The organism is Sulfitobacter sp. PR48, assembly GCF_028807335.1.
Classification (GTDB): domain Bacteria; phylum Pseudomonadota; class Alphaproteobacteria; order Rhodobacterales; family Rhodobacteraceae; genus Sulfitobacter.
Window position 1 is genome coordinate 50,016 of the sequence record NZ_JARAMM010000021.1, and the last position, 12,703, is coordinate 62,718.

Genomic DNA, 12,703 nt, shown 5'->3' on the forward strand with positions numbered 1-12,703 from the left:
GGCTTCCCTGCGAGGAACCCTCCGGCCACTTGTTACCCTGGTGCCAGGTCCCGCTACTTCTGCACCGGCAATCCGCTGGGCACGGTTTCGGGGATGCCCAGCCGCCCGTCGATTGCCACCGGGTCGGTCAGCGTATCCAGAAAGGCGACAATTGCAGCGATATCTTCCGGGGAAAGCTGCACCGATGGCACCCGGACCGCCGCCAGAATCGCGGCAAGCTGATCAGGGTCATGCATCACGGTGAAATCCTCGGCCTCGAAACGCGGCAGCACGGCCTGCCCTTCGTCATACCCCGCCAGCCCCGCCGCCGGGTCCGCATGGGCGGCGACAAAGGCCCGCAGATCACCATGCCCGCCCGCGTGACCATAGGGCGCCGTCAGCGCCACATTGCGCAGCGATGGCGTGCGAAAGGCATAAAGGTCCGCCGGATCCCCCGTCACCCGAAAGCGGCCCTCGTCGCGGTCATTGTCCTCGAAACTGGCGGATTTGCCGGGGCCGATCTGCGGCGCGCCCATGGCGTGAAAATCATGATCGGTTAGGAAGGGGCCGCTGTGGCAACCGGCACATCCCGCTGCGCCATAGAACAGCTCCATCCCGGCTCGTGCCGCGCCCTCAAGCACCGCCTCACCGCGCAGGACCGCATCGAAGGGCGCGCTATCGGACCGCCACTCATGCTCCATGAATGCGGCAAGCGCGTTGGAAATATCCGTGAAGGCGATGTCATCCGGGCCCTTCACATGCGGATAGACCGCCGCGAAACGCCCGGCATAGGCGGGCAGTGCCGCGACCCGGCGCGCGATCAGGTCCCAGGCGCCGCCGGGCCCGGTGATCACCCCCTGCCGCACCGCACGTGCGACGTCGTTCTCGCGATGCGATCCGGCCATTTCGTCCCGGCTGAGGACCGGAAACATCGTCTGCGCCGACAGGGCAGAGTTGAAGCCGGTCACCATGTCGGCGTCCATCGGCGTGCGCAGCCCGCCGGGCCAGTCCGGATCGGCCTCAAGCCTGCCGTCGTGAAACAGGGAGGTGAACTGGTAAGCGCCGAGGTTGAACAGCCCCGGCGCGTTGCGCGGAATACGCTCTTCCGGCAGGTTGTCCGGGTCGGCCCTGCGCTCGGGCCCCATCCCGATACCGCCATCCCCCAGAGACAGGGACACCCCGTCACTGGTGCCGAAATCCGGGTGGTGGCAGCTTGCGCAGGAAACACTGCGGTTCCCCGAGAGGACCGGATCGTAGAACAGCAACTGCCCCAGCCGCGCCTCTTCCAGGTCGACGGGGCGGTAATCGCTGTCGGTCACCGGATCAGGCAGACCCTGCGCCATCACGATGGCAGGCCAGCAGGCCAGCCCGACAAGGATCTTTCGCAATGACATTATCCGTTTCATGCCCGCCACCATAGCCGATGCATGGACATAGAAAAGGGGTCAGGCGGATTTGGCGTCATGTCAGATGCCGGGAAAACCCGGTTTTTGGTCACGGCAGTTACCCGGCGCGCGGCGCTAGCGCCCAAGGTGGGAGGCAGGGACGAGGCGGACATTCGTGCAAGATGCCGCGAAGGGCAGATCTAAGCCCTCTTGAGCCTCGGAGGCGAAGCGCAAGCCGGGCCAGCGCCTGCCCGGGGTGGGCGATGCTGACCTATGTTCATGCCACTTAATTTCTCAACCATGATGAATCCCGTCAGTGGAACACCTGGCCTCTCCAAATCGCCTACCCGGGGCACGGGCAGGCGATGGCCCGGCGCCTTCGGCTTGTTCCGGGCCCGGGTGCCAGTGATCGACGGCAACAAAGTCCGCTCACCTGACCTCGCCCCATACCGCGCCAAAGGTCCGGTCTGGGGCGGAATTGCCTGACACGCCCCCCTGACATGACCCGGAAAATTCGACACGAAGTGTCAAGAATTCACGGCATGCGACAGGTCGAACTGGTGCTTGTGCTCCTCCGCCCAGGCATCCAGCGTATAGCGGAACACCGCCTTGCGCAGTTCGACCATCCGCGCGCGGCGTTCCTCCTCGGGCATCTCCAGCGCGGTAAGGATCGCATTGTCCATGGACCGGTGCGAAAACGGATTGGTGATCACCGCCGAATGCAGTTCCACCGCCGCACCGGCAAATTCCGACAGGACAAGAACCCCGTCCCCGTCACTGCGCGCCGCGACAAATTCCTTGCAGACCAGGTTCATCCCGTCCACCAGCGGCGTGATCCAGGCCACATCCGCCGCCATGTAGTAGGACAACAGCTGCTCGAACGGAATCGCCCGCGAGATCAGCGCGATGGGTTGCCATTCCAGCGTGCCGAAGCGGCCGTTGATCCGGCCTGCGGTTTCCTCGATCCCGGTCTGGGTGCGCGCATAGGCCGACATTTTCCGGTCGGCGCTGACCGAGACATGCATCAGCCTGATCTTGCCGCGCAGGTCCGGGTTGTCTTCCAGCACCCGCTCGAAACTTTCCAGCTGGTCCACGCCACCCTTGGTGTAATCGGTGCGCCCGACCGAAAGGATCAGCCGCTCATCCCCCATGCCCTCGCGAATCTCACGGGCTTTCTGCTTCAGTTCCGGCTCCTCCGACCGCCCCGAGATATAGGCGGCGCTGACCCCGACAGAGGCGGAGCTGATCGCGATCTTGCGCCCGTCCTGGGTGATCGAGGTCGGCACCCGCCGCTCGCTCAGCGCGGTGCCGTCCGACACCAGCTCGGGGGCGACATAGCCGATGGTGATATCGTCCAGATCGAAGAGCGAATTGGCAACCGCCACGAAGTTCGAGGCATAGCGCGGGATGTGAAAGCCGATGATGTCGCATTTCAGCAGGCTGTCCACGATCTCGCGCCGCCAGGGCAGCACGTTGAACATATCCGCCGCCGGAAACGGCGTGTGGTGAAAAAAGCTGATCGTCACATCCGACCGCAACTGGCGCAGATAGCCCGGCACAAGCCAGAGGTTGTAATCATGCACCCAGACCCGCGCGCCCTTGCCCGCCTCGCGCGCGGCGGCTTCGGCAAAGGCCCAGTTCACCTCGCGGAAGGTGGGCCAGTCGACGGGATCGTAATTGAACTTTTCCTTGAAGCTGTGAAGGATCGGCCAGAAGGCCTCCTTCGAGGAGACATGGTAAAAGCTTTTGACCTGGGCCTCTGTCAGCGGCAGGCGGGACACATTGTAGGTGCCGTGATTGTCGTTGATCTCCACCACTTTCTCGAAACCGGGGTTGGCCGGGTCTTCTGCCAGTTTCCAGGCGATCCAGGTGGCATGTTCGGCGGTGCCGAAAAAGCTTTTGAGCGTGGGCACAATGCCATTCGGGCTCTTGTTCTCGCGCAGGACCGTCTTGCCGTTTTCCTCGACTTCTTCGTAGGGCTGGCGGTGGTACACGATGACCAGATCAGATGACATCAGTCAGTATTTCCTTTGCATCGGGATGAAGATCAAAAGCGATCATGGCCTCGACGATCCCGGCTGCGCCGATGCCCTTGGCGTGGTGTATCCGGGGCAGATCCGGCAGCGCCTCGATCAGCCGTGCCTCTGACCCGCCGACAGCGACGGCGGGTGTGCCCGCCACCAGCATCGACAGATCGTTCAGCGTATCACCGGCGGCCAGAACCCGTTCGGGCGGCAGCGACAGGTGCTCCAGCAGCCGCAACAGCGACGGCCCCTTGCTGACCCCGCGCGGCAACACGTCCAGATAGCGGTTGTCCGAAATCAGGACATCATGGCCCATACCGTCAATCACCTCCGCCGCGCGCGGATCGTAGCTTTCGGGATCATAATCGAAACTGACCCGGTAGCGAAAGGCGGTCTTCTGCTCGGTCAGCCCGGGGAAGGATTTCAGCGCCGCGCGCACCGCATCGCCGCTGTCGTTCCATTGCGCGGCGATTTCGCGTTCCAGCGTGTCGATCGGCGTGATCCCCTTTTGCGGATGCACCCGGGCGATGCTGGTGCCCACGTCGCAGACCGCATATTCGGGCCAGGGCAGCTCATTGGAGGAACACATCTTGTGGATGAATTCCGGGTCCCGGCCGCTGACGAAGACCAGACCAACCGTGTCCCGGTTGTCTTCGATCCAGCGATAGAGCGCGCGGCGGTCGGCCTGGGTGCCACCCAGAAAGGTGCCGTCCAGATCGGTGGCCAGTACAAATGGCTTGTCCATCAGGCCACCCCCCCGTCGAGACGGGTCATGGATTTATGCGCCGGGTTGTTCAGGGTCAGGTCCATCGCCCGCGGCTCTGCCGAGATCGGCTGGGTCCAGAGCTCTGCAAATGCCGCGTTCAGATCGCGCCCCTCGTGCAGGATGCCGAACACTGTCTCGCAGATCGGCATTGCCACCCGGACCCGTTTCGCCAGATCAATGACGGAGCGGGCATTGGCCTCGCCCTCGACCACCACCGGCGCGCCGTCGAAACACTGATCGCGCGGGATGCCCTGACCCAACTGCACCCCCAGCGACATGTTGCGCGAGGTCTGGCTGGAACAGGTCAGGGTCAGATCGCCGGTCCCGGCCAGGCCGGTGACAGTCTCGCGCCTGCCGCCCAGCGCCTCCGCCAGCACCTTCATCTCGTCAAGGCCCCGCGTGATCAGCGCGGCGCGGGTGTTCTCGGCAAAGCCCGCACCCGTCATCATGCCGCAGCCGATGGCGACCACGTTCTTCACCGCGCCGCCGATTTCGACCCCGACCAGATCGTCGGAGATATAGGTCTTGAAAAAGCCCGTGCTCATCGACAGGGCCAGCCGCGCGGCGGGGCTGTGCGAGGGCTCAAGCCGGTCCTTGTGGCTGAATTCAAAGGCGACGGTGGCCGCCGTCGGATGGCCCAGCGCTGTTTCGCGCGCAAAGGTGGGGCCGGAAATGGTGCCCACGGGCACATGCGGCATCTCTTCCGAGACGACCTGGGACATCAGATAGCCTGTCGTGGGTTCGATCCCCTTGGTGCAGATCGCCACCGGCGTGCCATGTTTGACCAGACCGGAAATGCGCGATGCCATGGCACGCACCGCGCCGGAGGGCACCACCAACAGCACCGCATCCGCGCCGTTCAGCGCAACCTCAAGATCGTCCGTGGCGGTCAGGGACGGGGGCAATGCGATTTCGGGCAGATACTTTGCATTCACATGAGAGCTGTTGATCGACCGGACGGTCGCCCGGTCGCGCGCATAAAGCTGCACGGACCTGCCCGCCTTTGCCGCAACGCTGGCCAGCGCCGTCCCCCATGCGCCACCACCGATCACCGCAATCCGGGCATAGGGTTGTTCCTGGGTCGGCAGCATCTTGATTTCTGCTGTCATATCTTGAACTCCTCTTGTGCCAGTACATCGACACGGCCCCTGGCCAGGACCGATCCATGCATCCGCTCTTCATGCTCAGCTACTGACCTAACGGGATGTTGTGTCAGTTCAATGCGCGACGCCGAGAAAGCCGGAATTCGCCCTGATCCCGTCCGAATTTCGCACATTTTTTAGGCAATCCGCGGAATGACGCGCAATCCTTGCTCATCCCCTGCGCGGGTGCCGCAGCGCAACACCGCAGGTTTAATATATTGAAATATTGTGATTTTCCGACCCGGAAAGCCGATATCCGCCATCCCCGAGCCGCGACGCTCGGCGGTTCTGCGCATTTATCAAGCAGGCGCGCGGCCCGGTTTTTTTGACTTTCTGCACCTGCAGCCTTACCTCTTTCCGAGTGTTGGAAACAGGAGTGAAACGAAATGACAAAGACAGTGCGCACAGCGATTTTTCCGGTTGCCGGCATGGGCACCCGTTTTCTGCCTGCAACAAAGGCGGTTCCGAAAGAGCTGTTGCCTGTTCTCGACACGCCATTGATCCAATATGTGATCGACGAAGCCCGCGATGCCGGGATCGAACGGATGATCTTTGTCAATCACCCCTCCAAATCCGCCATCGAACATTACGTGATGCATGACATCGCCCTGGGCGAGACCTTGTGCCAGCGCGGAAAGAACAAACTGGCCCAGCAGCTGCATGATGCCGCCCTGGACGAAAGCAAGCATGACATCGTCTTTGTCCACCAGCACCAGCCCCTCGGCCTTGGCCATGCAATCCTTTGTGCCGCCGAACACGCGCTGCCGGGGGCTGTCGCCGTGCTGCTGCCGGACGATCTGATCCTCAGCGGCAAGGGCTGCCTGAGCCAGATGATCGAGGCCTACAAGACCGCGCCGGTCGACCATATGCTTGCCACCCTCGAAGTGCCGCGCGAAACGGTTTCGAGCTATGGCGTGCTGTCGATTGCCAAGCATGACAATGCGCTGGCCTATTGCGACGGGCTGGTCGAAAAGCCGGATGCCGATCTGGCCCCCTCCACCACCGCCGTGGTCGGCCGCTACATCCTTGACGGCGGCATCTTTGACACCCTGCGCCGCCAGAAACCGGGTGCGGGCGGGGAAATCCAGCTGACCGATGCGATTGCCGCCGATATCGGCAGCAAAAGCGTGGCGGGCTATCGCTTTATCGGCAAACGGTTCGATTGCGGGTCAAAGGACGGCATGCTGAGCGCGCAATTGTTCCTGGCCCAGCAGGACGCCCAGTTCGCCCATGTGATCGGCGATTTCCTGAGCGCGAACCAGCAGATGAGCGTCGCCTGACCGCAAGCGCCAGGAAAGGCCTGTAACAGCAGACATGACAGAACCAGAATCCCCCGATCCCGACTGGTGGCGCGGCAGCGTCATCTACCAGATCTATCCGCGCAGCTTTCAGGACAGCAATGCGGATGGCATCGGCGATCTTCAGGGGATCGTGCAGCGCATCGGCTATGTGGCGAGCCTGGGCGTGGATGCGATCTGGATCTCGCCCTTCTACCGCTCGCCGATGAAGGATTTCGGCTATGACGTCAGCGATTACTGCGACGTCGATCCGATCTTTGGCAGCCTGGCGGATTTCGATGATGTGATCGCGGCGGCGCATGATGCCGGGATCAGGGTGATCATCGACCTGGTGCTGTCTCATACCTCTGAACAACACGCCTGGTTTGCCAACAGCCGCGCCTCGCGGGATGGGTCGCTGGCGGATTGGTACGTCTGGTCAGACCCGAAACCGGATGGCACCGCCCCGAACAACTGGCTGTCGATATTTGGCGGCTCGGCCTGGCACTGGGACCCACGGCGCGAACAATATTACCTGCACAACTTTCTGGCCTCGCAGCCCGATCTCAACCTGCACAATCCGCATGTGCAATCGGCCCTGCTGGAGGTCATGCGCTTCTGGCTCAACCGCGGGGTGGACGGGTTCCGCTTTGACACCGTGAACTTCCTCTTCGCCGACAAGGACCTGCGCGACAATCCCGCGCTGGAGAAGGAGCAGCGCAGCGACATCCTGACGCCTTCCGTGAACCCCTATAATTACCAGGATCACGTCAATTCGAAGAACCGGCCCGAGACGCTGGATTTCATTGCGCGCATCCGGGCATTGCTGGACGAATACGACGCGGTCACATCGCTTGGCGAAATCGGGGATGCCACCAAGGGCCTGCAACTGCTGGGAGAATACACCAGAGGCGCGGACCGGCTGCACATGTGCTATGCCTTTGAATTCCTCGCGGCGGAACCGCTGAACGCCTCGCGCGTGGCGGAGGTGCTCTATGCGGTCAACCAGGTCGCCCGCGACGGCTGGCCTGCCTGGGCGTTTTCCAACCATGACGTGATGCGCCATGCCAGCCGCTGGGGCCTGTCCCCCGCCGCGCAGCGGCTTTATGCGACGCTGCTGATGTGTCTGCCGGGGGCTGCCTGCCTTTATCAGGGAGAGGAACTGGGGCTGGAGGAGGACGATATCTCTTTCGAAGACCTGCAAGACCCCTATGGGCGTGAATTCTGGCCCGAGTACAAGGGCCGCGACGGCTGCCGCACGCCGATGGTCTGGGACCAGACCGAAAGCAATGCAGGTTTTTCCAGCGGCGTGCCCTGGTTGCCGCTGAGCAATGAGAACCGCCACCGCGCGGTGCATGCGCAGGAGGCGGAGCCGGGGGCGATCCTGCATCATTACCGCAATGCCATCGCCTTTCGCGGCAAGCACGCGGCGCTCAAGGTCGGGCGGCAGGAGGGCGTCTATGTCTTTACCGATGTGCTGCATTTCCAGCGGGTGACGGAGGAGGAGACGATTTTCTGCGCCTTCAACATGTCCGACACCCCGTCGATGCACAGCCTGCCGTCGGGGACATGGAAGACCATCGGCCGCAAGATCGGCAGCGCCAGCCCCTCGCCGGACGGGCGGCTGCATCTTGGTCCCTGGCAGGTCTGCCTGGCAAAGAAGATCAGCGAAGCGGCCCAAAGCGCCCCGACTTGAACGTGAATCGCCGATACCCTGCCGCGCTTCGCGCTCTCGGGACACCGGCGATACCGGATGTATCAGGTGAAAGGCGGGACGCCGTGAACCGTCAGAGCGCCAGCCGGGCAAAGATGATTGCCGCACCGGCGGCAAAGAGCCCCGCGCGGATGGCGATGCCACGCGGCGAGATCAGCGCCGATGACATCAGCGCCAGCCCGGCCCCCACCTGCACCAGCGCGACGCCTGCCATCAGTGGCGCGCTGCCCAGTGCGATCAGGTCGGGATTGGCGATCATCGCCAGCGGGATGACATAGAGCCCGAAGCCCAGGGACATCGCGGTCACCGCCACCTTGAGCCAGTTTTCCCCGATCATGCCCGCCGCGATGAACACCGCGCCGCAGACCGGGGGCGTGATGGTGGACAAGAGGGCAAACCAGAAGACGAAGAGATGCGCCTGCAGCGGCACCAGCCCCAGTTCGATCAGGGCGGGGCCCGCCACCGACACGCAGATCACATAGGCCGCTGTCGTCGGCACCTCCATCCCCAGCACCAGACAGGCAACTGCCGTCAGCAGCAGCGCGGGCCAGAGCATGCCCCCCGATCCAGAGAGGATCAGCGAGGTGATCTTGACCCCAAGGCCCGTGATCGAGAGCACGCCGATGATGATCGAGGCACAGATGATGATGGCCGCGATCATCGAGACCTGCCTTGCCGCGTTGAGCATGGCGCTTTCGATCCGCCCGCTGATCCCGCGCCAGGCGCCGATGCCCTGCGCGTTGAAGAACAGAAGCGCAAAAGCCGCAAGGATCGCCATGGTCGCGGCATATTGCGGCGTCACCTTGATCCAGAACATGCCCCAGAGCAGCACGGTGAAAGGCACCGCAAAGAAGGCCGATGTGATCAGCACATCGCGCAGGGCGGGGCGGTCTTCCGCCCGGATGCCCGACAGGTTGCCGCGCGACGCATAGGCGTTCACACCGACCCAGACCGCCCAGAAGTACAGCAGCGCAGGCAGCACCGCCGCCGCCATGATCGCGGTGTAGGGCACGCCTGTCAGCTCCACCATCACAAAGGCCCCTGCCCCCATCAGCGGCGGCATGATCTGCCCGCCGGAGGAGGCGACCGCTTCCACCGCTGCGGCAAGGCGCTTGGGGTAGCCAAGGCGCGTCATCGCGGGCAATGTGATCGCCCCGGTCGAGGCGACATTGGCCGAGGCCGAGCCGGAGATGGAGCCGAAGAGCGCCGAGGAGAGGACCGATACCTTGGCTGCACCGCCCTTGAGCCGTCCGGCAGCGGCGGCGGCCAGGTTCATGAAGCCCTGCCCCGCCTCACCCGCATTCAGCGCCGCACCAAAGATGACAAAGATCGCCACCACGCTGACGGAGACCCCCGTCAGGCTGCCCCAGATGCCGCCTTCGGCAATGGTCAGGGTGCCCAGGAAACTGGGCAGGGGCGTGCCGGAATGGCCGAATTCGCCCGGAATATACTGCCCATACAAGCCGTAGAGCAGCGCCAGCAGCGCGACCAGGGGCAAGGGCCAGCCGATGGCCCGGCGCGCGGCCTCAAGCACCACCACCAGCAGGGTCACGGCGATGCCGGTCTGGAACGGCCCTTCGAGGAAACCGTATTGGTCTGACAGCATGTTGTGCGACAGGGCCACCCAGAGGCTCGCCCCGATGCCCAGCACCGCCAGAACCGCCCCGCTGCCCCACATCAGCCGTGACTGCCCCGCCCCCAGCAGGATCCAGGGCAGCGCCAGCGCCAGGTGCAGCGGGCGGCTGACCAGATTGGGCACCAGCCCCGAAAAGATCAGGCCAAGGTGAAAGACGACCAGCACAAGGGCCGCAAGAAAGGCGATAAGACGCATCAGGGAGCCTTCGACAGCAGAAAATGGGCGCACCGGGGATCCGGCGCGCCCGGGGCTTTACATCTGCGCGTCGCTCAGGGTCCAGCCCATTTCCTTGTAATAGCGCACGGCGCCGGGGTGCAGCTTGCTGGTGATCGTTTCCATCAGCCCCTCGTCCACCGCGTTCCACCAGGGCGCAGAGGCGCCCATCGCGTCACGCTGTTCCCAGAACGTCCTGGTCAAGGCATAGGCGGTGTCATCGCTCATCTTGGTGGTGGCAAAGGCGACGACCGGCAGCGATGTGGTGACGATATCGCTGTCCTGCCCGGCATAGGTGCCTGCCGGGATCACCAGCCTTGTCCGCTTGGTTTCCGCGATCTGCGCGTCGCTCAGCGACAGGATCGTGACACCGGTGGTTGCCGCTGCCTCGACCACATTGGGTGCCGGATAGGAGCCGGCGGTGACAAAACCGTCGATCTGCCCGTTCTTGAGCGCGGCAACCGCGTTGGACAATTCCGCATCGGCCAGGTTCACCTTGCCTTCCAGACCAAAGAGCCCGAGATATTTCTCGCCTTCGGTCGCACCGAAAGACCCTTTGCCCAGCAGGATGGTCTTGCCCTCCATCCCGGCAAAATCGGTGACGCCGCTGGCGTCCGACATCACGAAATGCATGGTCAGCGAGGGGATCGGGAAGAGCGCGCGGATCTCGTCAAAGGCGGGATCGCCCTTGCCCTCGAACATCGCCTTGCCCTGCTGGGCAAGCCCGACCAGCGCAGGCGGCGTGGTAAAGACATAATCGCCGCCCCGCGCCCGTACTTCCATGACGTTCTGGACCGAGCCCTGGCTTTCCTCGACGGTCACGATCACGCCGCCATCGGTGCCTTCCTTCATCGCCTCGGCGATCTGCACGCCCATCTGATAATAGGACGATCCGGTCTTTGCGGATTTATAGGTCACACGCTCCTGCGCGGTGGCAAGGCCTGCGGTCACAACCAGCGCGAGGCTGGCCAGAACAGGTGTCAGTTTCATGGTAAATTCCTCCCTCGGAAATATCTGCGGCCACTGTTCCACTCTCCGCGCCGCGCTTCAAGCCGCGAGGTTGGATTTGATCAGTCCAGGACTTCTGCCAGCGTATAGCCAAAGGTCGCGGCCCGCGCGCCGCAGATGTCCCAGACCCGGCGCGCGGCATCCGCATCCATCTCGATCACGCTGGCACGCCCGGCATCCACCGCAAGCGGCGGCGCATCGGCGGGTGCCGCGCGGTGGAGAAACGCGGAGAGGGCGGCAGCGGTCGTGTCGGGATGGTCAAGCGTATCTTCGAAACGGACCACATGCATGTCGGGATCACCATCGAATGTGCGCGCCATCAGATCGGCCTGATGCAACCAGCTGCAGGCATTGTGGATATGGGTGCTGTCCGTCTCGATCAGCGCAGGGTCGCGCCCAGCATGGACATAGGCCGCAGGCAGGGCCGCCCGGCCCATCGGATTGTTCATGCGCGAGGTCATATGGGTGCGCCGCAGGCTGGCGCGCACCGGATGGCGCACCAGATGCAGGCATTGCGCATGGGGAAAGGCCGCCCTGGCCAGATCGCAGATCAGCGTTGTTTCGGGCAGTTTCCATCCCCAGTATCCGCTTTCCACCTGCCCCGCGCGCGCCAGCACCTCGGCCGCCGTTTCATGCAGTTGCGTGATATAGCCAGCCCGCCGCGCGGCATCGGGCGGCGCCTCGCCCGACATCACCTCGATCGCGATGGCATAGATCGTCTTGACCCACTCCACGGAATCAAAGCTCTTGTTGATTTCCGAGCCGAGGAAAACGCCCTGCCCCTGGACAAATTCCGACAAAAGCCGGGTGCCGCCACCGCCGCGACCCAGCAGGATGACAGGGCGGCTTTCGCCCATCAGCTGGCCACCGGGGCCCCTGATGGCGGATGAACTGTTGGTCATTTTCGGCATCCCTGTCCTGCGACTGCCCCTGTTTAGCGTCAGGCAGGTCAGGCGGAAAGGCCCCGGGCGGGGCCGTTCCGTTCTGTTGCCGACAGGCCGCGCAAGCGGCGGCGGGCGGCGTGATCCCTGGCGGGGCCGCCTGCCGCAGGACCGCTTGTCAGCCTTCTTCGGTGGGGCCGCCCGCCTCTTTCCAGCCGGGGAAGCCGCCGATGTTCGTCACATTGGTATAGCCCATGTTCTGCAGGGTCTTTCCCGCCAGTGCCGCCTGGCCGCCCGCCCCGCAGATCAGATAGATTTCGCCATCCTGCTTCAGCGCGGGATTGTAGAATTGTTCCATCGCGGGATCGGCACGAAATTCGATCATGCCGCGCGGAATGCGATGCGCGCCCTTGATCGTGCCGCTTTTGGCGATGTCGGCGCTGTCGCGCACATCGACAAAGACACCGCCCCCCGCCGCATGTCTGGCAATCGCATCGGCCACCGCCATCTTCGGCACGGTTTCATTGGCTTCGTCCAGGTAGTCTTTTGCAGTTTTCATGATCGCTCTCCTTCAATGGGTCCTTTCGGGAACTAGGTCGTGTTGACATTCATTGTCGCCCACCCGTTTCAGTCCAAAATTGCTCAGTTCCAGGCAAGAGAGCGCAGGAATAGCCAGCT

The 12,703-nt window shown here is 63.6% G+C and carries 10 protein-coding genes; 2 read left to right on the forward strand and 8 right to left on the reverse strand.

What is annotated here, in order from left to right; translation table 11 throughout:
* Positions 1-53: 53 nt before the first annotated feature.
* The 4 genes from PVW51_RS21115 to PVW51_RS21130 all read right to left on the reverse strand — a co-directional run bounded on the left by PVW51_RS21115 (position 54) and on the right by PVW51_RS21130 (position 5,263).
* Positions 54-1,385 (reverse strand): cytochrome-c peroxidase, encoded by a 1,332-nt coding sequence (locus PVW51_RS21115; protein WP_443288572.1) that lies wholly within the window; start codon positions 1,383-1,385, stop codon positions 54-56.
* Positions 1,386-1,891: 506 nt separating this feature from the next.
* Positions 1,892-3,379 (reverse strand): glucosylglycerol-phosphate synthase, encoded by a 1,488-nt coding sequence (gene ggpS / locus PVW51_RS21120; protein WP_274577288.1) that lies wholly within the window; start codon positions 3,377-3,379, stop codon positions 1,892-1,894.
* On the reverse strand, positions 3,369-4,133 hold the full coding sequence (locus tag PVW51_RS21125) for an HAD-IIB family hydrolase (RefSeq protein ID WP_269366772.1): 765 nt from the start codon (positions 4,131-4,133) through the stop codon (positions 3,369-3,371). Before PVW51_RS21125 ends, ggpS begins: the two co-directional genes overlap by 11 nt.
* On the reverse strand, positions 4,133-5,263 hold the full coding sequence (locus tag PVW51_RS21130) for an NAD(P)H-dependent glycerol-3-phosphate dehydrogenase (RefSeq protein ID WP_274577289.1): 1,131 nt from the start codon (positions 5,261-5,263) through the stop codon (positions 4,133-4,135). Before PVW51_RS21130 ends, PVW51_RS21125 begins: the two co-directional genes overlap by 1 nt.
* Before the next feature lie 419 nt (positions 5,264-5,682).
* On the opposite strand from PVW51_RS21130, the gene PVW51_RS21135 reads away from it, so the two are divergent.
* The gene (locus PVW51_RS21135) at positions 5,683-6,576 is read left to right on the forward strand and encodes a UTP--glucose-1-phosphate uridylyltransferase (RefSeq protein ID WP_269366778.1); all 894 of its coding nucleotides are present in this window, start codon (positions 5,683-5,685) and stop codon (positions 6,574-6,576) included.
* A gap of 34 nt (positions 6,577-6,610) precedes the next feature.
* Positions 6,611-8,269, forward strand: a complete 1,659-nt coding sequence (locus PVW51_RS21140) for an alpha-amylase family glycosyl hydrolase (protein WP_274577290.1) — start codon at positions 6,611-6,613, stop codon at positions 8,267-8,269.
* 91 nt (positions 8,270-8,360) lie between these two features.
* On the opposite strand, the gene PVW51_RS21145 is transcribed toward PVW51_RS21140, so the two are convergent.
* The 4 genes from PVW51_RS21145 to PVW51_RS21160 all read right to left on the reverse strand — a co-directional run bounded on the left by PVW51_RS21145 (position 8,361) and on the right by PVW51_RS21160 (position 12,584).
* Positions 8,361-10,118, reverse strand: a complete 1,758-nt coding sequence (locus PVW51_RS21145; RefSeq protein ID WP_274577291.1) for a TRAP transporter permease — start codon at positions 10,116-10,118, stop codon at positions 8,361-8,363.
* 57 nt (positions 10,119-10,175) lie between these two features.
* Positions 10,176-11,126 carry a TAXI family TRAP transporter solute-binding subunit gene (locus PVW51_RS21150; RefSeq protein ID WP_274577293.1) on the reverse strand — a complete coding sequence of 317 codons (951 nt, stop codon included), beginning with the start codon at positions 11,124-11,126 and terminating at the stop codon, positions 10,176-10,178.
* Positions 11,127-11,206: 80 nt separating this feature from the next.
* A complete protein-coding gene (locus tag PVW51_RS21155) occupies positions 11,207-12,046 on the reverse strand; it encodes a sulfotransferase (protein WP_274577295.1) in 840 nt (279 codons plus the stop codon).
* A gap of 157 nt (positions 12,047-12,203) precedes the next feature.
* The gene (locus tag PVW51_RS21160) at positions 12,204-12,584 is read right to left on the reverse strand and encodes a rhodanese-like domain-containing protein (RefSeq protein ID WP_269366786.1); all 381 of its coding nucleotides are present in this window, start codon (positions 12,582-12,584) and stop codon (positions 12,204-12,206) included.
* Between the last annotated feature and the right edge of the window lie 119 nt (positions 12,585-12,703).